This window comes from Cellulosimicrobium sp. BMG9.22 (genome assembly GCF_059159975.1).
The window spans coordinates 1-23,291 of record NZ_JBZGBY010000030.1; the positions used below are offsets into that span (position 1 = coordinate 1).

Here is a 23,291-nt window from a genome sequence, read left to right on the forward strand (position 1 = left end):
CCGCCGTCCGACACGAAGAACCACGGTTCTACGTCGGCAGACCAGGGTTCTACCTCGGCGGCGTGATCAGACCGCGAGCGCCATGCGCGACAGCGCTCGCGCTGCGCGCTCCATGACGACGGCGAGCGACTCGCCGACGTGCTTGTGCAGGGCGGTACGCGCCTCGGGCAGCCGGTCCGCGAGCGCGAGCTCGAGGATCTCGACGTGCTCGTCGATGGTGATGCGGATGCGCTCGGACTCCACGAAGTCGTACATGCGCACGGCGCGCACCTTCTCGTTCACCTCGACGAGCGCCTCGGTGAGACGCTCGTTGCCCGCCGCGCGGGACAGGACGGTGTGGAAGCGCTCGTCGAGCAGGACGAAGCTGGGGTCAGGGTCGGGCGGTGCGGCCCGCAGCTCGACCCACCGGGCGAGCTCGGCGGTGAGGGCGTCGGTGTCGTACTGCAGCTCGGCGTTCTCGATGATGCGCTCGACGCCGCGCAGCTCGAGCGTGACGCGCAGCTCGTACAGGTCGCGCAGCTCGGCGAGGCTCGGCACGACGACGGCGTACCCGAAGTCGGTGCGCTGGATCAGCCCGTCCGACAGGAGCCGGGACAGCGCCTCGCGCACGGGGGTGCGCGAGACCTCGAACCGCCTGCTCAGCTTGGGCTCGGTGAGCCGCTCGCGCGGGTCGACACGGCCGTTGAGGATCTCTGTGCGCAGCCGCACGTAGACGAGCTCGCGCAGCGACGTCGCGGCCGGCTCCGGAGCGGTCACGATGTCCATGCTGTTCTCCTGCTCCTCGGCTTCGAAGCGTCTCCGTGCCCTGCCCCTATCCTCGCGCATCCCGCCCCCGTCGGTCGTCCCTCGCCGGACCTCGCCCTCGCCTCAGACCGCCATCGCCGCGCGCACACCCTCCTCGGCCGCCTCGCCGCCCGAGCCGCGGCTCGTCACGCGCCCGGACTGCAGGACGACGTAGTCGCTCGCCGCGCCGAGCGCGAACCCGACGTGCTGCTCGACGAGCAGGACCGACAGGCCGCCGGAGTCCGTGAGCGTGAGGATCGCGTCCTCGATCTCGGTGACGACCGACGGCTGGATGCCTTCGGTCGGCTCGTCGAGCACGAGCACGCGCGGGCCGGTGACGAGCGCCCGGGCGATGGCGAGCTGCTGCCGCTGCCCGCCCGAGAGGAGCCCGGCTCGTCGCGCGAGCAGCCCGCGCAGCGCGGGGAACAGGTCGAGCGCCTCGTCGAGTCGGCGTGGCCCCTCGCGCGACGTGTCCGCGACGAGCTGCAGGTTCTCGCGCGCGGTGAGGTCGCCGAACGACTGCTGCCCCTGCGGCACGTACGCGAGGCCGCGCCGCACGCGCTGGTGGGTGGGCAGCCGGGCGACGTCCTCGCCGTCGAGCACGACGCTCCCCGTGCGGGCCTTGAGCAGCCCGAGCGCGGTGCGCAGGAGCGTCGTCTTGCCGGCTCCGTTGTGCCCCAGGACGGCGGCCACGCCGCCCGTGGGCACGCTGAGGTCGACGCCGTGCAGCACCATGGTCCGGCCGTAGCCGGCATGCAGTCCCCTGAGCTCGAGCATCATGCCTCCTTCTCGTCGGTCGCCGTCGCCACCGAGGTCTCGTCCGTGCCCGACGCTGTGCCCGACGCCGGAGGCGCGGCTTTCGCGGCCCGTCGCCGTGCGCCCCGGGTCGCCCCGGCGCTGCCGAGGTAGACCTCCTGCACGCGCGGATCGGCCTGGACCTCGGCGTAGGTGCCCTCGGCGAGCACCTGCCCGAGGTGCAGCACGGTCACCGAGCTCGCGAAGGACCGCAGGAACTCCATGTCGTGCTCGACGACGACGACCGTCCGCTGGGCGCCGATGCGCTGCAGCAGCTCGCCCGTCTGCTCGCGCTCCGCCTGGCTCATGCCCGCGACGGGCTCGTCGAGCAGCAGCAGGCGCGCGTCCTGGACGAGCAGCATCCCGATCTCGAGCCACTGCTTCTGCCCGTGCGCGAGGATGCCCGCCTGGACGTCCCGCAGGTGGGCGAGCCCGACGGTCTCGAGCGCCTGCTCGACGGCCTCCGGCGTCGAGGTCCGGCGGCGCAGGAGCGTGAGCGGTCCGCGACGCGCACCCGCGGCGATGTCGAGGTTCTGCAGGACGCTGAGCTCCTCGAACACGCTCGCCGTCTGGAACGTGCGCCCGACTCCCGCTCGCGCGATGCGGTGCGTCTTCTTCCCGAGCAGGTCGACGCCGCCGAACTGCACCGACCCCGACGCCTTGGCCAGGCCCGTGATGGCGTCGACGATCGTCGTCTTGCCCGCGCCGTTCGGGCCGATGAGGAACCGCAGGTCCCCAGCGGTGACGGTGAGGTCGACGCCCTGCACGGCGACGAACCCGTCGAACTCGACGCGTAGGCCGCGCACCTCGAGGTAGTCGTGGCGGAAGCGCGAGTCGTCGACGCCGAGGACGGCCTGCGCGGCCTCGAGGTCGAGCCCGTCCCCCGCCAGCCCGGTCTCGAGGACGGCGCCGGGCGTCGTGGTGTCGGATGCTGCGGCGCCGGACGCCGGTGCGACACGTGTCGTCGAGGCCGACGCCGGTCCGGTGGGCTGAGTGGTCATGCGGTCCTCCCGCTGGTGGCAGGGTCGTGGTCGACGTCGGTCGGAGCCTCGGCGTCCCGCTCACCCGAGCCCGGCTCGTGCTCGACACCGGTGCGGGCGGCGCCGGGGCGACCGTCCGCGGGGATGCCGTCGCCGCTCGGGGCGGCACCGCCGTCGGGCACCTTGGCCCCCCGCGAGCGCCGCCAGCGGGTGAAGAGCTCGGCGAGGCCGCCGGGCAGGAACGCGACGACGAGGATGAACAGCGCGCCCTGGGCGTAGATCCACCCGGAGGGAAAGGCCTCGGACAGGCTCGTCTGCGCCCAGCTCACCGCGATCGCGCCGAGCACCGGGCCGAGCAGGGTCGCCCGGCCGCCGATCGCGACGCCGATGAGGAACCCGATGGACGGGACGACCCCGACGTCGGCAGGCGAGATGATCCCGACGATCGGCACGAACAGCGCGCCGCCGACGGCCGCCATGAACGCGGCGACCGCGAACGCGACGACCTTGACCTTGGCCGGGTCGTAGCCGAGGAACCGGACCCGGTTCTCCTGGTCGCGCACCGCGACGAGCAGCTCGCCGAACCGGGACACCATGAGCTGGCGCGCGATCGCGACCATGACGAGCAGCGCCCCTGCGGCGATGAAGAAGAGCATGCGCTTGTTCACCGGGTCGGCGAGGTCGTAGCCGAAGAACGACCGGAACCCGTTGAGACCGTTGGTGCCGCCCGTCGTCGCCTGCTGACCGATGAGCAGGATCGCGAACGCCGCCGCGAGCGCCTGGGAGAGGATCGCGAAGTACGCGCCGCGCACGCGCCGCGTGAAGACGGCGAACCCGAGCAGCGCCGCGAGCCCGGCGGGGACGATCGCGATGGCGAGGATCGTCACGACGGGCGACCGGAACGGCTCCCACCAGCCCGGGACCACGCCCGAGCCGTAGAGCATCATGAAGTCCGGCACGCCGCCCGGTCCGGCGTCCGCCAGCTTGAGGTGCATGGCCATGATGTACGCGCCGAGGCCGAAGAAGACGCCCTGGCCGAGCGTGAGCATCCCGCCGCGGCCCCACGCGAGGCCGATGCCGACGGCGACCATCGCCAGGCACAGGAACTTGCCGAGCAGGCCGAGGCGGAACTGGGACATCGTCGCGGGCGCGACGGCGAACAGCAGGACCGCGGCGACGGCGAACCCGACGATCACGCGGGAGCGCGACGAACGGTAGAGGGCGGCGATCCGGGAGGTCCCCCCGGTCGTGGTGGTTGCGCTCATGCGAGGCTCCTCGTCCGGACCGACACGAGGCCCTGGGGTCGCACCTGGAGGAAGACGACGATGACGACGAACACGAGCACCTTGGCGATGCTCGCCGTCGTGGAGTACTCGAACGTCGCCTGCAGCAGCCCGAGCGCGAACGCCGCGATGACCGTGCCCTTGATCTGCCCGATGCCGCCCGCGACGACGACGAGGAACGCGTCGACGATGTAGCTCGTGCCGAGCGTCGGGCCGACCGACCCGAGCAGCGTCAGCGCGACGCCCGCGATCCCGGCGAGGCCCGACCCGATGAAGAACGTCAGCCGGTCCGTGGCGCGCGTAGACACGCCGCTCGCCTCCGCGAGGTCGCGGTTCTGCACGACGGCGCGGATCCGCCGCCCGAGCGGCGTCACCTTGAGCACGACCGCCAGCGCGACGACCGCGACGACCGCGAGCGCGAGGATGAACACGCGCGTCTTCGGGATGCCGAGACCGAACAGGTCGACCGCACCGCTCAGCCACGCCGGGGCGCGCACGTCGACGTTCGGCGCACCGAACACGTCGCGCGCGACCTGCTGCAGGACGAGCGCGACCCCCCACGTGACGAGCAGCGTGTCGAGCGGCCGCTTGTACATCCGGTGGATGAGCGTCGCCTCGAGCAGCAGCCCCAGCAGGCCACCGACGAGGAACCCGAGCGGCAACGACACGAGCAGCGAGACCCCGGCGTTCCCGACGACCCCCTGCACGACGAACGCCGTGTAGGCACCCGCCATCATGAACTCGCCGTGCGCCATGTTGATGACGCCCATCTGACCGAACGTGAGCGCCAGCCCGAGGGCGGCGAGAAGCAGGACCGAGCCGAGACTCAGCCCCGCGAACAGCTGCGAGAACAGCACATCCATGGGCGGTTCGCCTTCCGGTTTGGTGCGTCGATGTGGACAGTTGCGGTGGTGCTGTGGCTGCGTGCGGCGCTGTGGCTGGGGCGGCGGCCTCTGGAGAAGGGGCGGCGGGTCTACCATCCGCCAGACCCACCACGACCCGCCGCCCCTTCTCCGCCGGCCGCCGCGCTCGCCCGTCACCCCGGGCGACCCCTCCCCCGGCAAACCGAAGGGCTGAGGCGGGTGCCGGAGTCGTGCGAGCAGGCGGACCACCAGAGGAGGTGAGCCGACGGGAGGGTCGACGACCGCCGTCCTGCGAGCGAGCGAACGAGACCAGGTGAGCCGACGGGAGAGCCGACGACCGCCGTCGTGCGGGGAACGCGGACGAGGCGACCTGACGGGAGAGGCGGGGTCCGGGGTGTGCGCGCCGGGTCGTGGTCGGGTCTGGCGGGAGCCCGCGAGGAACGAGCGGGCGGATGGTAGACCCGGCGCGCACACCCCGGTCCCCGCCGGAGGTGACGCTCAGAGAACCCGACTACGACAGGTCAGCAGCCCAGTCGTAGCCCTCGAGGAACGGGTCGGGCTCGATCGGGTCGCCCGAGCTCCACTCGGTGTGGATCAGGCCATCGGGGCCGATCTTGCCGATGAGCGCGGTCTTGGCGATGTGGTGGTTGTCGCCGTTGACGGTGACGGAGCCCTCGGGGGCGTCGAACGTGACGCCGTCGGCGGCCTCCTGGACTTCGGCGACGGCGAACGACTCGGCCTTCTCGACCATGCCCTTCCACAGGTACAGCGACGTGTACGCGGCCTCCATGGGGTCGGACGTCACGCGGTCGTCGCCGTACTTCGCCTTGAAGGCCTCGACGAAGGTGGTGTTCTCGGGGCTGTCGATGGTCTGGTAGTAGTTCCAGGCGGTGAGCTGGCCCTCGACGTTCTCGACGCCGATGCCGCCGACCTCCTCCTCGGCGATGGAGACGGACACGACGGGCATCGTGTCCGGGCCGAGGCCGGCGTTCTTGTACTCCTTGAAGAACGCGACGTTGGAGTCGCCGTTGAGCGTGTTGAACACGGCGTCGGCGCCCGCAGCCTTCACCTTGTTGACGATGGTGGAGAAGTCGGTGTGGCCGAGGGGCGCGTACTCCTCGCCGAGGACCTCGATGCCGTTCGCCTCGGCGTAGGCGTTGATGATCTTGTTCGCGGTGCGCGGGAAGACGTAGTCGGAGCCGACGAGGAAGATCGAGGTGGTCCCCTGCTCCTTGAGGTAGTCGAGGGCGGGGACGATCTGCTGGTTGGTGGTCGCGCCGGTGTAGAAGATGTTGGGCGACGACTCGAGGCCCTCGTACTGCACGGGGTAGAAGAGCAGGGAGTCCTGCGCCTCGAAGACGGGGAGCATCGCCTTGCGCGAGGCCGACGTCCAGCCGCCGAACACGGCGGCGACGCAGTCGCTCGTGATGAGCTTCTCGGCCTTCTCGGCGAAGACGGTGGGCTCGGACTGGCCGTCCTCCTGGACGATCTCGAGCTGCTTGCCGAGCACGCCGCCCGCAGCGTTGATCTCCTCGGCCGCGAGGTCGAGCGAGTCGGCGACGGTCTGCTCGGAGATCGCCATGGTGCCGGAGAGCGAGTTGAGGAAGCCGATCTTGACGGTGTCGCCGGAGGTGTCGACGCAGCTCTCGGCTGCGGCACCGCTGGTCGCCGCGCCGGCGGTGTCGCCGGTGTCCGTCTTGGCACCGCACGCGGTGAGCGTGAGCGCGAGGGCGACGAGGGCGGCTGTCGGGGCGAGGCGTGTCGTGGCGCGTGAAGGTGTCACCGAGGTTCCTTTCAGCGGGATGCTCAGGAGTGCCGGGCGGCGCCGGGCGGCGCGGTCGGCAAAGGCAAGCACGGTGTACGGGTGTGTATACGTACCTGTGCCCGTTCTCGTGCCCACTGGTGTAGACGCTAGAGACGCCGTGTTTCGGGCGGTTTCACCCTCGTGTTAACGCTGCGTGTCAGCAGGTCACGATCCGGTCACGCCGCGGGCATGCCCGCCCGGTCCGCCCACCACCCCAGCGCCCCGAGCGCGCCGACGCACGCGCCGGCGACGGCGACGACGAGCCGCATGCCGAGGGCGGGCTCCCGCACGACGCCGTCTCCCGGCTCCCCCGGCCCGGCGGGCAGGGCGTCGCGGCCGGTGCGGAGGCGGTCCGCCACCTCGTACAGCCCGTGGGCGGCACCCGCGGGGTCAGCCGCGTCGAGCCGCCAGCCGGGCTCCGAGGTCGTGGCGGCCACGACCCGGTACGCCTCGGGGTCGTCCGAGCCCAGGTCGACCCCGGTCGCGACGCGGAGCTCGCCCGGCGCGGGATCCGAGCCGGAGTCGTCACGCCGGACGACGACCGGGGCGCCGCGCGCGGCAGACGCATCGACTTTGACTTCCGCGGCCAGCGTGAGCTGCAGCGAATCGTCGGGCACGACGACGGTCGTGACCGCGGGTGGGTCGACCACCTGGGTCACGGGTGCCGCGACCGGGTCCTCCGGCGCCGCGACCGCCGGCGTCGCCTCCACGGTGAGCACGTCGCCGAGCCCGGTCGCGACACCGAACCCCACCGCGAGCAGCACGGCGACGGCCGCGGCGGCGTACCAGGGACGGCGGGGGCGACGTCGTCGTGCACGGCGACAGCGTAGGCGCTCCGCGATCCGCCCCGCGCCGAGGCCGAGAGGGAGAACCCTGGTCAGCGACCGATGTCGGACCAGGGCTATCCCTCGACGCTCCGGCGCAGGACGGGCCCGACTGCGGTCAGGCGGTCGGCACGGTCGCCGCGCTGCGGCGAGGGGTCGCACGCAGCCCGGCGGTGAGCAGACCAGCGGTGAGCGCGACGACGACCACCACGCCCACGAACCCGGCGGCCCCGACGAAGATGCCCCCGACCTCGCCGTAGTCGGCGAGCGGCATCCCGGCGAACGCGTGGTCGCGCGCCGCGTCGGCGAAGCCGGCGGACTCGGCCGTTGCCTCGAGCCCGTCCGGCGTCGCCGCGGCGAACGACGACACGACGACCGCCGCGAGCAGCGCAGCGCTGCCCAGGGCGAGCACCGCCCGGCGGACCGCGGCGACGGGGGCGGACGACGCGGGCGACCCGACGGCGTCCGGCGACGCGGCGCCGTCGGGCACGACACCCGCACTGCGTGCCGCAGCCTCGATCGCCGCGACACCCGGCGCGACGGCGAGGACGAGACCCACGACCCCGGCCGTGATGAGCGCCTCGCCCATTCCGATGAGCACGTGGACGGAGAGCATCTGCCCGACGACCTCGCCCACCGGCACCGGGACGGTCCCCCCGACCGCGAACAGCCCGGCGAACACCGCCGCGGACACAGGCACGCTCGCGAGCGCTCCCGCCCCGGCCGCCGCCGCGCCCCGGCCACGCGTCAGGCGCAGCACCCCGCGCGTCACGGCCCAGCCGACGAGCGTCCCGACCACCGCCATGAGCAGGACGTTCGTGCCGAGCGCGGTGAGCCCGCCGTCGGCGAACACGAGCGCCTGCACGAGCAGCACGAGCGTCACGGACAGCACGCCGAGCCACGGCCCGACGAGCGCCGCCGCGAGCGCCCCGCCCATGAGGTGCCCGCTCGTGCCGGCGGCCACGGGGTAGTTGAGCATCTGGACGGCGAAGACGAAGCCGGTCGTCGCGGCCGTGAGCGCGATGCGGCGCGGCGTGAGGTCCTCGCGCGCCCGGTACGCGGCGTAGCCCACCGCGGCGAGGGAGACGACGGCGGTCGTCGCCGACGTGGGGTCGTTCAGGAAGTGGTCGGGGACGTGCATGTCAGGCTCCTGTCGTCAGCAGTGTGGTGCGGTGGTCGGTGCCCGACGGCGCCGCGCGCGCGGGCGCCGGCGTATCCGGCGGGTGGTGGGCGGGAGGCGGGTCTTCCGGACCGGCGGGACCGAGCGCGCGGCGTGCGCGCAGCGACGCGGTCCAGCCCTGGACGACGGCGTCGATCCCGGCGTCGTGGGTGCTCGCGCCGAGGTGGCGGGCGATCGCGCCGGGGCCGTCGAGGTCGAGCCGCAGCGGACTGCACGGGCGGAGGGCCGGTTGCCCGATGGGCCACTGATCGGGCGCGAGCGACGCGGCGGGCGGGCGAGCACCCAGGCACAGCAACGAGTCGACGACGCGCGCCGGCCCGAGGATGCCGGGCAGCGCGCGGTCGTCGCCGAGGTCGAGGTCCTCGACGAAGAGCTCGCGCACACGTGTCCCCCGTGCTCGGTCGGTCCACCATGACGGGACCGACCCGCCCTGCACGTCGAACTCACCGGTCCTGTCAGCACCGGGAGCCCCCAGGGTGACGTGAGGTGCTGACAGGTCGACGCGCGTGCGTGACCGCAGCCGCCCGCCCGCCTCGCCCGAACGCCCCAGGACGAGCGTCTCGCGCAGCAGCGCGACGCCTCCCCGCCCGTCAGGGCCGCCGGCGGCGAGCGAGACCGCGGTCGACCGGTCGACGTCCGCCCCGTCCGCGACGACGAACGGCAGCGCGTCCCACACGAGCAGCCCGCCGGCGTCGACGCGCACCGCGGCGTCCCACGACGCCGCGCGCCCTCGCCCGGTGTACGCGACCGTGCCCGACACCTCGACGAGCTCGAGCTCGACCCCCTCGCCCACGTGCACCTCGACGCGCACACGGTCGCCACCGAGCAGGAGCGCGCGCGTCGCGACGAGCGCCATGCGCGCGACGCCCGGCCCTGTCGAGAGCACGCGCGGGCTCAGCGCGCCCGGGCGCAGCACGCAGCGCACCCGCCCGCCCTGCGCGTGCACCTCGACCCGCGTCGCGTCGTCCATGGCGTGCGTCGTCGGTCGCTCAGTCGCGCCCGACGACGGCGGTCGCCGGTGCAGCCGCGTCGCCTGGGGCAGGGTCGTGCGCGTGGTCCTCGCCGTGCGCGTGGGACGCGTCATCGTCGTCGTGCGTGTGGAGGATCCCGTTGCCCTCCTCGTCCGCGTGGAAGTGCGGCGCCATCGGCCCCGGGTCCTGCGGCACGTGCGCGCCCGCGCGGTGCGCGGCGAGGAGCGTCTGCACCCACGTCGTGAGCGCGTCGATCGACTCGCGATCGAGGCGCGAGAGCGCGAGCACCGGACCGCCGTCGCGCGCCGCCGTCGCGTCGACGACCATCTGCGGCACGTCGACGCCCACGTAGGGCGCGAGGTCCGTCTTGTTGACGACGAGCAGGTCCGCCCGGGCGATGCCCGGACCGCCCTTGCGCGCGACGTCCCCGCCGCCCGCGACGTCGAGCACGAAGATCTGCGCGTCCACGAGGGCCGGCGAGAACGTGGCCGTGAGGTTGTCCCCGCCGGACTCGACGAGCACGACGTCGAGCGGGGCGAAGTCCTCCTCGAGGTCCTCGACCGCGAGGAGGTTCGCGGTGACGTCGTCGCGGATCGCCGTGTGCGGGCATGCGCCGGTCTCCACGGCGCGGATGCGCTCGGGGTCGAGCACGCCCGCCGAGCGCAGGAACCGCGCGTCCTCGTCGGTGTAGATGTCGTTGGTGATGACGCCGAGCTGCAGCACGCCGGACAGCTCGCGGCACAGCAGCGCGATGAGCGAGCTCTTGCCCGTGCCGACGGGTCCGGCGACGCCGAGTCGCAGGGAACGGGTGCTGGCGGGTGTCGTCTGATCAGGCACTGAACAGCCTCTCGGTGGTGCGGGCGTGGATCTCGGCCCACTGCTCGACGAGCGGTGCGCCGTGCGCGGGGATCGCGCGGGGGTCGGTCAGGTGGGCGACGTCGTGGGCGAGCGCGTCGATCGCGGGTTGGGCCGCGACGACCCAGCCGGTCGCGTCGACCGGGTCGACCGGTGCGAGCTTGAGCGTCGCGGCGGCGACGGTCTGCACGTCCTCGTAGCCGACGAGGCGCGCGACCTGCAGCGCGGACAGTCCCGCGCACGCGGCCGTCACGCCCAGCACGACCGGGCGCGGCGGTTGCGGCGCCCGGCTCCTGCGGCCCGACGACGGCCGACCGCCCGGAGCCTGTCCGGTGCTCGACGGCGCGGGGTCGCGGTGCTTCGCGTCGTCACCGGAGGCTCGTGCCGTCTCCTCGGCACGGCGCAGGCCGGCCACGAGCACCGCGGCCTCGTCGAGCGCCGCGACCGCAGGGTGCCCGGCCCAGAGTCGGCGCAGCAGCCGCAGGTAGCCGCGGCCGAGCCGTTGCGACGTCTCGCGCAGCGCCGACGACGGCGTCCGGGCGGCCCAGGAGAGCCACGTGTCGGCGAGGTCGTGCGCCGTGCGCGGCCCTGCGTCGTCGGCCATGGCGGACGGCGACCCGGGCGCGGACGGTGACGCGGCGCCGTCGGGCACGAGACCCGCTGCGAGCGCCAGGTGCCGCGCGACGACCGCCGTCGCCGCCTCGACGCGGGTGACCGTCGCGAGGCGCGCACGGACGTAGTCGGGGACGTGCGCCGCGGGCATGCCGGCGCGCAGCGCGGGCTCGAGCCCGGCCGACTGCGTGTGCCCGCCCGTCGGCAGCCGCGCGTCGGCGAGCAGCGCGAGCATGAGCTCCGCGCGCCCGTCCGCGGCGGCCTGCGACCGAGAAGTGCGCATCCGCCCCTGATCCGGCCCGATCCGGGGCGAATACTCACTTCTCGACGAACGGCTCGCCAGCTCCTGCAGCTCCGTCATGGCTCAGAACAGCGAGTAGAGCTGCGCGAGGGGCAGCCGGTCGGCCGGGGCGGGGACGATCAGCTCGCCGTCGACCTCGATGGCGAAGGACTCGGGGTCGATGTCGATCTGCGGGAGGTGGTCGTTGTTCTTCATCTGCGCCTTGCCGACGGCCCGGGTGTCGGCGACGGGCAGGAGCCGGCGCGCGAGCCCGAGGCGCTCCTCGAGGCCGTCGTCGAGAGCCGCGGGCGAGACGAACGACATCGAGACGTCGGCGCCGATCGCGTCCGTCAGCGCGGGCCGCATGAGCACCGGCTGCGGCGACGGGATGGAGGCGTTGGGGTCGCCCAGCGCGCCCCACACGAGCGCTCCGCCCTTCATGACGACGCTCGGGCGCACCCCGAAGAACTTGGGCTCCCACAGCACGAGGTCCGCGACCTTGCCCGGCTCGACCGACCCGATGTAGGCGTCGATCCCGTGCGCGACGGCCGGGTTGATCGTGTACTTCGCGACGTACCGCCGGGCCCGCAGGTTGTCCGCCGGGAGCTCTCCGCCGAGCGACCCGCGCCGCGCCTTCATGACGTGCGCGACCTGCCACGTGCGCGTGACCACCTCGCCGATGCGGCCCATCGCCTGCGCGTCCGAGGACGTGATGGAGATGGCGCCCAGGTCGTGCAGCACGTCCTCGGCGGCGATCGTCGTGCCGCGGATGCGCGACTCCGCGAACGCGAGGTCCTCCGCCACCTGCGGGTTGAGGTGGTGGCACACCATGAGCATGTCGAGGTGCTCGGCGACGGTGTTGACCGTGTGCGGCAGGGTCGGGTTGGTCGACCCGGGGATGACGTTCGGGTGGCTCACGACGGTGAGGATGTCCGGCGCGTGCCCGCCGCCCGCGCCCTCGGCGTGGAACGCGTGGATCGACCGGCCCCCGATCGCGCGCAGCGTCGACTCGACGAACCCGGCCTCGTTGAGCGAGTCCGAGTGCAACGCGACCTGCAGCCCCCAGTCCTCGGCCGCCTTCAGCGCCGCGTCGATCGCGGCCGGGGTCGAGCCCCAGTCCTCGTGGACCTTGTAGCCGCCCGCGCCGGCCATCGCCTGCTCGCGCAGACCCTCGGCGCTCACCGTGTTGCCCTTGCCGAGCAGCAGGACGTTCACCGGGAGCCGGTCGAGCGAGCGGTGGATCGCCTCGAGGTGCCACGCGCCGGGCGTGACCGTCGTGGCCTTGGTGCCCTCGCTCGGGCCGGTGCCGCCCCCGGCGACGGTCGTGATGCCGGTCGCGAGCGCCTCCACGATCTGCGACGGCGAGATGAAGTGCACGTGCGAGTCGATGCCGCCCGCGGTGAGGATGCGTCCCTCCCCGGAGACCACGTCCGTCGACGGGCCGATGTGCAGGTCCGGGTGGACGCCGTCAGCGACGTCGGGGTTTCCCGCGCGACCGAGCGCGACGATCTTCCCGTCCCGGATCCCGACGTCCGCCTTGACGATCCCCCACCAGTCCAGCACGACGGCGTTCGTGACGACCGTGTCGAGCGCGCCCTCGGCGCGGGTCGTCGACCCCTGCGCCATCGACTCGCGGATCGACTTGCCACCGCCGAAGACGACCTCCTCGCCCCCGAACGTGCGGTCCTCCTCGACCTCGATCCACAGGTCGGTGTCGCCCAGGCGCACCTGGTCGCCCGTCGTCGGTCCGTACAGCGCGACGTAGCGCTCGCGCGAGATCGCGACCATGCGTCAGTCCTCCTCGGTGGTGGTCGTGCCCGACGGCGCGGCGTCGCCGAGGTCGGGCCGCTCGCCCAGGCGCCGGAGCGCGGCACTCTGGGTGCCGAACCCAGGATCACTCCCCACACCTGCCTGAGGCTGAGGAGTAGTCCCGGGTTCGGCGCGCTCTGCCGCGCCGGCGTCCAGAGCGCCGCCGTCGGGCTTGCCGCGCTGGAGACCGGGGACGCGCCGTCGACCGCGCAGGGCGACCGCGTGGACCTCGGCGGACGCGCCGGGCTCGAAGCGTCGCGACGTACCGGACGGGACGTCGAGGCGGAACCCGTGCGCCGCGGCGCGGTCGAACGCGAGGGCGGCGTTGGCGTCCGGCAGGTGCAGGTGCGAGCCGATCTGCACGGGCCGGTCCCCGGTGTTGGTCACGACCAGGGTGACGCGCTCGTCGTCGGTGCGGTCGGCGTTGAGGACGACGGGCGCCTCCTCGGCGCCGCTCTTGAGCCGGATCGCGCCCGGACCGCTCGTGCTGATGCCTGCCATGTGCGTCCCGTCCTGGGTTCGTGCTGCCGGCGGGGCCGGTCAGGCGATCGGCTGGTGGATGGTGACGAGCTTGCGCCCGTCGGGGAACGTCGCCTCGACCTGGACGTCGGGCAGCATCTCCGCGACCCCGTCCATGACGTCGTCGCGGCCCAGGACCTCGCGACCGGAGACCATGAGCTCCTCGACGCTCGCGCCCTCGCGAGCGCGCTCGATCACCCACGTGGTGAGCAGCGCGACGGTCTCGGGGTAGTTGAGCAGGACGCCGCGGCCGCGCCGGTCGCGAGCGACCATGCCCGCGACGGCGAGCAGCAGCTTCTCGGTGTCCGCCGGAGTCAGGTGCATGGCGCAGATCCTGCCCCGTGTTCGTTTCCGGCGTGTATACACGGCGTTATACGCACGTGTACAGCGCCTCGCCCGAGACGCCGAACCTGGGTTTGTCCACGGATTCGGCGCCGGACGGGCCGAGAACGCCGGGTTCGACGATCGACGCGGTGGCACGACGAAGGCCGCCGACCGGGCGAACCCGGCCGACGGCCCTCGATGTCCTGCAGCACCCCGGCGCGAACCGGGAGCAGGGTCAGGCGTGGATCAGAAGTCCATGCCGCCCATGCCGCCGTCGCCACCCGGCATCGGCTGGTTCTTCTCCGGCTTGTCGGCCACGACGGCCTCGGTCGTGAGGAAGAGCGCCGCGATCGAGGCGGCGTTCTGCAGCGCGGAGCGCGTGACCTTGACCGGGTCGTTCACGCCGGCGGCGAGGAGGTCCTCGTAGACACCGGTCGCGGCGTTGAGGCCGTGGCCCGACGGGAGGTTGCGCACCTTCTCCGCCACGACGCCGCCCTCGAGGCCGGCGTTGATGGCGATCTGCTTGAGCGGGGCGTCGATCGCAGCCTTCACGATCGCCGCACCGGTCGCCTCGTCGCCCTCGAGCTCGAGCTTCGCGAACGCCACGGCACCGGCCTGGATGAGCGCGACGCCACCACCGGCGACGATGCCCTCCTCGACGGCCGCCTTCGCGTTGCGCACGGCGTCCTCGATGCGGTGCTTGCGCTCCTTGAGCTCGACCTCGGTCGCGGCACCCGCCTTGATGACGGCCACGCCGCCGGCGAGCTTCGCGAGGCGCTCCTGGAGCTTCTCGCGGTCGTAGTCCGAGTCGGACTTCTCGATCTCGCTGCGGATCTGGTTCACGCGACCCGCGATGAGGTCGGCGTCGCCGGCACCCTCGACGATCGTGGTCTCGTCCTTGGTGACGACGACCTTGCGCGCCTGGCCGAGCAGGTCGAGCGTCGCGCTCTCGAGCTTGAGGCCCACCGTCTCGGTGATGACCTGGCCGCCGGTGAGGATCGCGATGTCCTGGAGCATGGCCTTGCGGCGGTCGCCGAAGCCCGGGGCCTTGACGGCGACGGACTTGAACGTGCCACGGATCTTGTTGAGCACCAGGGTCGCGAGCGCCTCGCCCTCGACGTCCTCGGCGATGATGAGGAGCGAGCGGCCGGCCTTCATGACCTGGTCGAGGACCGGGAGCAGGTCCTTCACGTTCGAGATCTTGGACTCGACGATGAGGACGTACGGGTCCTCGAGCACGGCCTCCTGGCGCTCGGGGTCCGTCTCGAAGTAGCGCGCGAGGAAGCCCTTGTCGAAGCGCATGCCCTCGGTGAGCTCGAGCTCGAGGCCGAACGTGTTCGACTCCTCGACCGTGATGACGCCCTCCTTGCCCACCTTGTCGAGGGCCTCGGCGATGAGCTCGCCGATCGCGGGGTCGCCGGCGGAGATGGCGGCCGTGGCGGCGATCTCCTCCTTGGTCTCGATCTCCTTGGCGGCGATGAGCAGCTGCTCGGTCACCGCGTCGACGGCCTTCTCGATGCCGCGCTTGAGGGCGATCGGGTTCGAGCCGGCGGCGACGTTGCGCAGGCCCTCGCGCACGAGCGCCTGGGCGAGCACGGTCGCGGTGGTGGTGCCGTCACCCGCGACGTCGTCGGTCTTCTTGGCGACCTCCTTGACGAGCTCCGCACCGATCTTCTCGTACGGGTCCTCGAGCTCGATCTCCTTGGCGATGGAGACGCCGTCGTTCGTGATCGTGGGCGCGCCCCACTTCTTGTCGAGCACGACGTTGCGGCCCTTGGGGCCGAGGGTGACCTTCACGGTGTCGGCGAGGACATTGAGCCCGCGCTCCATCCCGCGACGGGCCTCCTCGTTGAAGGCGATGATCTTTGCCATGGGGAATGATCCTCCGCTGGTGGCGTGTGTCGGTCGGCCGGCGCCCGCGACGGACGGCCCGCGACGGGCGGCGTTCATGTCACGCCGCCGGGGCGGGCCTCACCTGTCGACCTGGTGTGGTGCTCCGCAGCCGCGATGAGCGGCTGCTGATGCTGGTCACTGCTGTCACTCTCATGACGAGAGTGCTAACGCCATTATTGGCACTCGCACCCGGCGAGTGCAAGACAGCACCTCCGCCCTCCGGCGCGTATCGCGACGAGCGGAACCCGCGCCGTCCTCGCGCCGTGGTCGCGCTCCCCTAGGATGCGCGGTGTGATCCGCGCAACACCGTCGTGGCGCCTCGCAGCAGCCCTGGCCGGCTTCGTGCTTGTCCCCGCACTCGGCCTCACCGCCGCGACCGCCGTCGCCGCGCCCACGGGCGAGCACATCGATCTCTACCAGGACGGGGTCGCCGTCGCGTCCGGCCCGGCCGGCCCCGCCCTCCTGCGGCTCGCCCCGGGCACCGCCGCCGTCTTCCTCGACGGCAGCCGGGTGCTCGACCCCGCGTCGCTCGACCCGGCCGGCCTCGCCGCCGGGGTCGACCCCGCCGACGGCGAGGCGAACCGCCTCGCACAGGTCGCCGGCCCGCGGCTCGACGCGGCCACGCTCCTCGACCCGAGCAGTGCGCACGACGCCGCCGCCGCCTCGCGCGCGTGGCTCGCGGCCGGCGTCGTCCCCGGCGCCGACGGGCCGTTCGCCGAGCTCGGCCAGGCCGCTCTGCTCGACCTGCGCGCCCTGACGCTCCGCAACGGCGCGTCGCTCGCGGCCGCGTCGCCCAAGTGGCGATACGTCTGGCCGCGCGACGCCTCGTTCGCCGCCGTCGCGTTCGCCCGCACCGGCCACGTCGACGACGCGCGCGCCGTCCTGCGCTTCCTCGCCGACGTGCAGGAGGACGACGGGTCGTTCCACGCGCGCTACCTGCCCGACGGCTCGGGCGTGCCCGACGACCGCGGGCTCCAGTCCGACGGCGTCGGGTGGGTCCTGTGGGCGGCCGACGTGGTGCTGTCCGAGACGCCAGCGGCCGAGCGTCGCGAGGTGGCCGAGGAGCTGCGCCCCCTCGTCGACGCCGCGACCGACCACGCGCTGACGCTCGTCGACGGAGAGGACCCGCTGCCGCCCGCGTCGAGCGACTACTGGGAGGTCGAGCCCACGTCGCTCACGCTCGGCACCGCCGGGCCGCTGCTCGCCGGGCTCGAGGGCGCGGCCGACGTCTACGGCGCGACCGACCGCTGGTCGCGCTCTGCCGCGGCGACGCGCGGCGCGGACCGTCTGCGCGCGGCGGTCGAGGACGCCTTCGGGAGCCAGGGCTACCCCCGGCACGTGACGGGCGGCGCGCGCGACGCGTCGACGGCGTTCGTCCTGCCCCCGTTCCAGCCCGAGCCGCTGGCAGGGGCGACCGAGGCGTGGCGCGCGTCCGTCACCGAGATGCTGCGACCCGCGGGCGGGCTCGCGCCCGGCGCGGGGTGGCGCGAGGACGGCATCTCGTGGACGCCGCAGACGACGCTCTACGCGCTCACGGCCGCGACGTCGTCGGACCCGGAGGACCGCGCGGACGCCCAGGAGTGGCTGCGCTGGGTCGACGACCACCGCACCGCCTCCGGGGCGATCCCCGAGAAGGTCCTCGCCGACGGCTCCCCCGCGGCCGTCGCACCGCTCTCGTGGAGCTCTGCGCTCGTCGTCCTGGCGCTCGTCGAGCTCGACGCCGGCACGTCGAGGTAGAACGCCGGTCGGCCGAGGTAGAACGCCGGTCGGCCGAGGTAGAACCGTGGTCGCGCCGGGTAGAGCCCTGGTCCCCGAGGGAGGACCGTGGCCCTACCGGGGAGCTCGCTCCGACGACGACGGTGCGAGGCTCGGCGCGTCGCGCACGTCGAACTCGCGCCGCAGCACGCGGCGCGCGGCGTACCAGCCGCCGAGCCCGTGCACGCCGGGCCCGGGAGGCGTCGACGCCGAGCACAGGTAGACGCCCTCGAGGCCCACCGCGTACGGGTCGAGACGCGGCGTCGGCCGCGCGACCATCTGCCACATGCTCACGGCCCCGCCGGCGATGTCGCCGCCGACGTAGCTCTCGTCGTGCGTGGCCATCTCCGCGGCGGGGACGCACCGCGACGCGACGACGACGTCCCGGAACCCCGGCGCGAACCGCTCGATCTGTGCGACGACGTCCTCGGTGACGTCGCGCGTCGAGCCCGCGGGCACGTGCGCGTACGTCCACAGCGGACGCAGCCCGCCGGCCTCGCGCGCCGGGTCGACGACGGTCGGGTCGCTCACGAGGACTACGGCGCGTTCGGCGTGACGCCCGGCCGCGACCTCCGCCTCGGCGTGCGCCATGTCGGACCGCGTGCCGCCGACGTGCACCGTCCCGGCACGGCCGACCTCGGGCTCGGCCCAGGGCACGGGCCCCGAGAGGACGAGGTCGACCTTGGCCGCCGCGTCGCCGTGGCGGAAGCGGCGCAGGGCGGCGTCGACCCGCGGCGCGAGCCGGTCGGCGAAGACGTCGGCGACGACGCGCGGTGCCGTGTCGAAGACGTAGGCCCGTGCGCGCGGGAGATCGGCCAGCGCACCGACACGGTGCCCCGTGACGACGTCGCCGCCGTGCGCGCGCAGGTCGTCGACGAGCGCGCCGACGATCGCGCCGGACCCACCGCGTGGCAGCGGCCAGCCGCCGGGCGCGTGCCCGAGCGAGGCGAGCAGGATCGCGGTCCCCGCCGCAGCGAGCGACGGCAGCCGCGAGATCGCGTGGGCCGCGACACCCGTGAGGAGCGCCCCGGCCTCCTCGGTCTCGAACCGTCGGCGCCATGCCGCGGTCCCCTGCTCGAGGACCGCCGCGCCGAACCGGGCCGCGACCGCGGCCCCGTCCGGACGCAGCACCCGCCCGGGCACGCTCCGCTTGTCGCCGAGCGCGACCGCGGCGACGTCCCGCCATCCGTCCGCGAGCGGACCGAGCAGCGCACGCCACGCCGCGCCGTCGCGCCCGCCGAGCCGCTCGACCGTGCGGTCGAGGTCGTGGTACGCGATGCCGGCCCGGCCGCCGTCGAGCGGCTGGGCGTACGACACCTCGGGCACGAGCAGCTCGACGCCCCGCGCACCCAGGTCGAACGCCTCGAAGAACGGCGACGCCCACGCCATCGGGTGTACCGCGGAGCAGACGTCGTGCACGACGCCCTCGGCGAGACCGAGGTCGAGCGTGCGCGCGCCGCCGCCGATCGTGGGCTGCGCCTCGAGGACTCGCACGGCGAGCCCCGCACGGGCGAGGGTCACGGCCGCGGCGAGCCCGTTCGGGCCCGAACCGACGACGACGGCGTCGAGGCTCTCCGTCACGCGACCCTCAGGGCCGCATCAGAGCGGCCGCACCTGCTCGGCCTGCGGGCCCTTGGTGCCCTGGCCGAGCTCGAACTCGACCTGCTGGCCCTCGTCGAGCGTGCGGTAGCCGTCGGTCTGGATCGCGCTGAAGTGCACGAAGAGGTCCTGTCCGCCGGACACGGGCGTGATGAACCCGTAGCCCTTCTCGGAGTTGAACCACTTCACGGTGCCCTGAGCCATCTACGTCTCCTCGTGCATCGTCGCCCGCGAGACGACCTCCGCCCCGCGGTACGCCGAGCCTAGCCCGCACGGCGGACTCGCGGAAGGTCGAATGACACTCGGTTCGCACCCAGACTCTCGACGAAGGACCAGGTCAGAGCCCTCGGATGCGCGCGTCATCGCGCATCTGGGCGCGACTCGCGGCTCAGCCGGCGGGGGAAATCTCGGACGTGATGACGACCATGACGTCGCCCGACCGCAACGGCTGCTCGATCACCTGCTCGGCCGGGATACCGAGGATCGCCGCCACGGCGAGCGCCGACTCGCGGCGGTCCGGGACGTACCAGACGACGTTACCGGGCGCACTGGAGTCACCCGGGTAGTTGTCGGACTCGACGTTCGTGAACCCCTGGCCTTCGAGCGCGCCCTTGCCCGTGTCAGCGGAGCCGCTAGGGCCACCGTCGTTGAGCACGCGGACGAACGCGCTGGGGTCCGCAGCCGCCACGAGCGCCGGGATGTCGGGAGTGGCAGGCGTCTCGACCGGGGGTTCCTCGACGGGGGGCTCCTCCGCCGGGTTCTCCTCGACAGGAGTCTCCTCGGTGGGGGTCTCCTCCGTCTCACCCGCTGCAGGGTCCGTGGACTCGGCCTGCGGCGGCGCCTCGGTCGAGCCGTTGTCCGACAGCAGCGCGACGCCCCCGTACGCGAGGCCGGCGAAGACGACGGCGACGAGCAGGAACGGCCACGTCTTGCTCCACCCGCTGCGCTGCGTGCGGTGGACCCCCACGGGCGCGCCCTGCTGCGCGGGCGCGTCGAACTCGTCGGGCGCGTAGGGGTAGCGGCTCTTCGTCACGGCGACAGGGTAGCCCGGTCGGGGCCGTTGGATAAATGCCCTGTTCGCCCGGCCTCCACGGACGAGGGCCGGGACACGTCAGAGTCCTTCGAGCCGACGGGCGGTGCGCGCCCGCTGCCTGGTGGAACGCATCCGACGCAGCCGCTTGACCAGCATCGGGTCCTGCGCGAGCGCTGCCGGGGAGTCGATGAGCGCGTTGAGCACCTGGTAGTAGCGCGTCGCGGACATGTCGAACAGCTCGCGCACCGCTTGCTCCTTGGCGCCCGAGTACTTCCACCACTGCCGCTCGAACGCGAGGATCTCCCGGTCCCGCTCGCTCAGGCCCGACGCCGCAGCCTCCTGCGCGTCCACCTCACCGGCCGCGTCGGGGCCGTCGAGCACGTATGCCGCCTCGCTCATCGGTTCCCTCCTTGCACTCACTCGTCACGGGACCCCCGCACGCCCGGCCGCGAGCCCGCCGTCGCGGCGGTCAGGTGCGGGCGCCTCGGTCCGCCCACCAGCGTACGCACGAACCACACCGGTGTCATTCGTCCTCGCCGGTGCCTGCCGCAGCGCCCGGAACGGCGGATAGGCTCGGGTCGTGGAGAGCGCACCCGCCCAGCCCATCGACGTCGACCCGGTCACGACTCCCTCGACCGACCCCCGTCCGCCGCTCGCGAGCGTCATGGCGGCCGGCTGGGCCGAGGCGCTCGCCCCCGTCGAACCGCAGCTCCACGCGATGGGGGACTTCCTGCGCGCGGAGGTTGCCGCGGGTCGTGAGTACCTCCCCGCGCCGTCGGCCATCCTCAACGCGTTCTCCCGGCCGCTCGCCGACGTGCGCGTGCTCGTCGTCGGGCAGGACCCGTACCCGACACCCGGGCATCCGATGGGCCTCTCGTTCTCCGTGCAGCCGCACGTACGACCCGTGCCACGCTCGCTGCAGAACATCTTCGCCGAGCTCGCGACCGACGTCGGCGCCCCGACGCCCGCCAACGGCGACCTCTCCGCGTGGAGCGACCAGGGCGTCATGCTCCTCAACCGCGTGCTCACCGTGCGCCCCGGCGAGCCGGGTTCGCACCGCGGCCAGGGCTGGGAGGCCGTGACCGAGGCCGCAATCCGCGCCCTCGTCGCGCGCGACGCCCCGCTCGTCGCGATCCTCTGGGGCCGCGACGCGGCGACCCTGCGCCCCATGCTGGGCGACACGCCCGTCGTCGCAAGCCCTCACCCCAGCCCGCTCTCGGCCCACCGCGGCTTCTTCGGCTCCCGCCCGTTCTCCCGCGTCAACGACCTGCTCACCACCCAGGGCGCCGCCCCGGTCGACTGGAGCCTCCCCCGGGCCTGACGCTCCCGCCCCTGCCGAGGTAGAGCCGTGGTGCGCCGAGGTAGAGGCGCGGTTCCGCGAGGTAGAGCCGTGGTTCCTTGTCCGACGGCGGTGGTCGGGTTGGGTGGTCGGGGTGGATGGGGGCGCCGTGTCTACCATCCGCCGCTCGTTCCTCGCGGCTCCCGCCAGGCCCGACCACGACGCGGCGCCCCCATCCACCCCGCCCTGCGTCGTCCCACCCTGGTCGTGGCTCAACCAGGCAGGCCCGCGGCGCCGCGCCGAGCACGGCGTTGTCGGCCCGGGCGGCCGACGGGCCCGGACCGCATGCCAGACCGGTAGGACCGCATGGTCGGCGCGAGCGCTGCACTGCCCGGTGTCAGGGCGACACGCGCGAACCGGGGCGCCGCCGTCAGCGGACCACGGCTCTACCTCGGCGCACCAGGCCTCTACCTCGGCGGACCACGGCTCTATCTCGGCAGACCGGACGCCTGGGGCGTTGCCCCGCCGTGGTGACGTGACAGACGAGCGGGTGGGGCGGCGTCGGATGCGAAGGGCGTCAAGGCCGCGCTCCTAGAACCCACGCCCGAACGACCAGGGTGACGGCGCGGCCAGCCCGAGCACCGACGCCGCCCCGCACGCGGACCCTGCCACGACCGCACGGCGGACCGGACCACGACGCGACGCAGGAGCACAATGGGCGGGTGACGACGCAGAACCCGACGACCACTCCCCTGGCCGGCGACTCCACGCAGGGCGCCGCGAGCTCTCCTCGCTGGACGAGCTACCTCGCGATCGGCGACTCGTTCACCGAAGGCCTGTGGGACCCCTACCCCGGCGAGGACGACCACCAGCGCGGGTGGGCCGATCTGCTCGCCCAGCACCTCGCCGTCCGGCGGGTCGAGGCGGGTGCCGAGCCGTTGCTGTACGGCAACCTCGCCATCCGTGGGCGCAAGCTGCGCTCGATCCTCGCGGAGCAGGTGCCGCGGGCGCTCGAGCTGGGGCCGGACCTGGTCAGCCTCGTCGGCGGGGGGAACGACATCCTGCGACCCAACGCCGACGTCGACCGCCTCGCGCGCAACCTCGAGCACGCGGTGTCGCGTCTGCGCGGGGCGGGGATCGACGTCCTCCTGGCGACGGGTTTCGACGCCTCGCACTCGCCGCTCGTGGGCCTCACACGGTCGCGCGTCGGCGTGTTCAACGCGCACCTGTGGTCCATCGCGCGGCGACAGGGCGCGTTCGTGCTCGACCTGTGGGGCATGCGCGCGCTGCAGGACTGGCGCATGTGGTCCGAGGACCGCATCCACCTCACGCCCGACGGGCACCGGCGCGTGGCGCAGGCGGCGCTCGTCGCGCTGGGTCAGGCGCCCGACGACGCCGCGTGGGACGACCCGCTGACCGCGCTCCCGCCGTCCCCGGCGATAGACCGCGCACGGCAGAACGCCATGTGGCTGCGCGCGCACGTCGTGCCGTGGGCGCAGCGACGGCTCACGGGGACGTCGTCGGGCGACGGCCGGCTACCCAAGGCGCCGGAGCTCCTCCCGGTGCCGCTCGTCGAGGACTGACGGTTCGGCAGCTCGTGCGCTGCTCGGTGCGTCGCGTCCGCTGTCGGCACCTCGACGTGCCGAGTCTTGCGCGACGTGCCGAACGGTGGCGGTGACGGCGCACGACGAAGCCCCCGGCCGTGACGGACCGGGGGCCTCGTGGTGGAGCCGCCTGTCGGGTTCGAACCGACGACCTTTCGCTTACAAGGCGAGTGCTCTACCAGCTGAGCTAAGGCGGCGTGCCCGGGCTGCCGGACGAGCGAACAGACTACCTGCTCGCCCGGCAGC

The 23,291-nt window shown here is 73.6% G+C and carries 22 protein-coding genes and 1 tRNA gene; 3 read left to right on the top strand and 20 right to left on the bottom strand.

The window, feature by feature from the left end:
* Positions 1-66: 66 nt before the first annotated feature.
* From AC4H2H_RS16605 to groL, 15 genes are all read right to left on the bottom strand, one after another.
* A complete protein-coding gene (locus tag AC4H2H_RS16605; protein ID WP_494371927.1) occupies positions 67-765 on the bottom strand; it encodes a GntR family transcriptional regulator in 699 nt (232 codons plus the stop codon).
* Positions 766-867: 102 nt separating this feature from the next.
* Positions 868-1,560: an urea ABC transporter ATP-binding subunit UrtE gene (urtE, locus tag AC4H2H_RS16610; protein ID WP_494371928.1), complete on the bottom strand. Its 693-nt coding sequence runs from the start codon at positions 1,558-1,560 to the stop codon at positions 868-870.
* Positions 1,560-2,579 carry an urea ABC transporter ATP-binding protein UrtD gene (urtD, locus tag AC4H2H_RS16615; RefSeq protein WP_494371929.1) on the bottom strand — a complete coding sequence of 340 codons (1,020 nt, stop codon included), beginning with the start codon at positions 2,577-2,579 and terminating at the stop codon, positions 1,560-1,562. The genes urtE and urtD overlap by 1 nt, the downstream gene beginning before the upstream one ends.
* Positions 2,576-3,823 carry an urea ABC transporter permease subunit UrtC gene (gene urtC, locus AC4H2H_RS16620; protein ID WP_494371930.1) on the bottom strand — a complete coding sequence of 416 codons (1,248 nt, stop codon included), beginning with the start codon at positions 3,821-3,823 and terminating at the stop codon, positions 2,576-2,578. Before urtC ends, urtD begins: the two co-directional genes overlap by 4 nt.
* Positions 3,820-4,704 carry an urea ABC transporter permease subunit UrtB gene (urtB, locus tag AC4H2H_RS16625; RefSeq protein WP_494371931.1) on the bottom strand — a complete coding sequence of 295 codons (885 nt, stop codon included), beginning with the start codon at positions 4,702-4,704 and terminating at the stop codon, positions 3,820-3,822. Before urtB ends, urtC begins: the two co-directional genes overlap by 4 nt.
* Before the next feature lie 511 nt (positions 4,705-5,215).
* Positions 5,216-6,487, bottom strand: a complete 1,272-nt coding sequence (gene urtA, locus AC4H2H_RS16630) for an urea ABC transporter substrate-binding protein (RefSeq protein WP_494371932.1) — start codon at positions 6,485-6,487, stop codon at positions 5,216-5,218.
* A gap of 197 nt (positions 6,488-6,684) precedes the next feature.
* A complete protein-coding gene (locus AC4H2H_RS16635) occupies positions 6,685-7,272 on the bottom strand; it encodes a hypothetical protein (protein WP_494371933.1) in 588 nt (195 codons plus the stop codon).
* A gap of 178 nt (positions 7,273-7,450) precedes the next feature.
* A complete protein-coding gene (locus AC4H2H_RS16640) occupies positions 7,451-8,473 on the bottom strand; it encodes an energy-coupling factor ABC transporter permease (protein ID WP_494371934.1) in 1,023 nt (340 codons plus the stop codon).
* 1 nt (position 8,474) lies between these two features.
* A complete protein-coding gene (locus AC4H2H_RS16645; protein ID WP_494371935.1) occupies positions 8,475-9,482 on the bottom strand; it encodes an urease accessory protein UreD in 1,008 nt (335 codons plus the stop codon).
* Positions 9,483-9,501: 19 nt separating this feature from the next.
* Complete coding sequence (gene ureG / locus AC4H2H_RS16650; RefSeq protein ID WP_494371936.1) at positions 9,502-10,320, bottom strand: urease accessory protein UreG; 819 nt, start codon at positions 10,318-10,320, stop codon at positions 9,502-9,504.
* Positions 10,313-11,233 carry an urease accessory UreF family protein gene (locus AC4H2H_RS16655; RefSeq protein WP_494371937.1) on the bottom strand — a complete coding sequence of 307 codons (921 nt, stop codon included), beginning with the start codon at positions 11,231-11,233 and terminating at the stop codon, positions 10,313-10,315. The genes ureG and AC4H2H_RS16655 overlap by 8 nt, the downstream gene beginning before the upstream one ends.
* An 81-nt stretch (positions 11,234-11,314) precedes the next feature.
* Complete coding sequence (locus AC4H2H_RS16660; RefSeq protein WP_494371938.1) at positions 11,315-13,018, bottom strand: urease subunit alpha; 1,704 nt, start codon at positions 13,016-13,018, stop codon at positions 11,315-11,317.
* 3 nt (positions 13,019-13,021) lie between these two features.
* Complete coding sequence (ureB, locus tag AC4H2H_RS16665; protein ID WP_494371939.1) at positions 13,022-13,540, bottom strand: urease subunit beta; 519 nt, start codon at positions 13,538-13,540, stop codon at positions 13,022-13,024.
* 39 nt (positions 13,541-13,579) lie between these two features.
* Entirely contained in the window at positions 13,580-13,882 is a 303-nt protein-coding gene (locus AC4H2H_RS16670; protein ID WP_494371940.1) for an urease subunit gamma, read from the bottom strand.
* A gap of 246 nt (positions 13,883-14,128) precedes the next feature.
* Positions 14,129-15,754, bottom strand: a complete 1,626-nt coding sequence (gene groL, locus AC4H2H_RS16675; RefSeq protein ID WP_494371941.1) for a chaperonin GroEL — start codon at positions 15,752-15,754, stop codon at positions 14,129-14,131.
* Between the two features lie 303 nt (positions 15,755-16,057).
* Here groL and AC4H2H_RS16680 point away from each other — a divergent pair, with 303 nt between their 5' ends.
* Positions 16,058-17,512 (top strand): glycoside hydrolase family 15 protein, encoded by a 1,455-nt coding sequence (locus AC4H2H_RS16680; protein ID WP_494371942.1) that lies wholly within the window; start codon positions 16,058-16,060, stop codon positions 17,510-17,512.
* A 93-nt stretch (positions 17,513-17,605) separates the two neighbouring features.
* Here AC4H2H_RS16680 and AC4H2H_RS16685 read toward each other — a convergent pair whose 3' ends face one another.
* The 4 genes from AC4H2H_RS16685 to AC4H2H_RS16700 all read right to left on the bottom strand — a co-directional run bounded on the left by AC4H2H_RS16685 (position 17,606) and on the right by AC4H2H_RS16700 (position 20,561).
* Positions 17,606-19,111 carry a phytoene desaturase family protein gene (locus tag AC4H2H_RS16685; RefSeq protein WP_494371943.1) on the bottom strand — a complete coding sequence of 502 codons (1,506 nt, stop codon included), beginning with the start codon at positions 19,109-19,111 and terminating at the stop codon, positions 17,606-17,608.
* Between the two features lie 18 nt (positions 19,112-19,129).
* Entirely contained in the window at positions 19,130-19,333 is a 204-nt protein-coding gene (locus AC4H2H_RS16690; protein ID WP_494371944.1) for a cold-shock protein, read from the bottom strand.
* 184 nt (positions 19,334-19,517) lie between these two features.
* Positions 19,518-20,162: a LytR C-terminal domain-containing protein gene (locus AC4H2H_RS16695; RefSeq protein WP_494371945.1), complete on the bottom strand. Its 645-nt coding sequence runs from the start codon at positions 20,160-20,162 to the stop codon at positions 19,518-19,520.
* 78 nt (positions 20,163-20,240) lie between these two features.
* Complete coding sequence (locus tag AC4H2H_RS16700) at positions 20,241-20,561, bottom strand: DUF3263 domain-containing protein (protein ID WP_494371946.1); 321 nt, start codon at positions 20,559-20,561, stop codon at positions 20,241-20,243.
* Between the two features lie 265 nt (positions 20,562-20,826).
* Between AC4H2H_RS16700 and AC4H2H_RS16705 the strand changes: the two genes are divergently transcribed.
* Entirely contained in the window at positions 20,827-21,483 is a 657-nt protein-coding gene (locus tag AC4H2H_RS16705; protein ID WP_494371969.1) for a uracil-DNA glycosylase, read from the top strand.
* 680 nt (positions 21,484-22,163) lie between these two features.
* Positions 22,164-23,024, top strand: coding sequence for an SGNH/GDSL hydrolase family protein (locus AC4H2H_RS16710; RefSeq protein WP_494371947.1), 861 nt, complete (start codon positions 22,164-22,166; stop codon positions 23,022-23,024).
* Positions 23,025-23,166: 142 nt separating this feature from the next.
* Here the strand turns inward: AC4H2H_RS16710 and AC4H2H_RS16715 are convergent.
* Positions 23,167-23,242, bottom strand: a tRNA-Thr gene (locus AC4H2H_RS16715).
* Positions 23,243-23,291 lie beyond the last annotated feature (49 nt).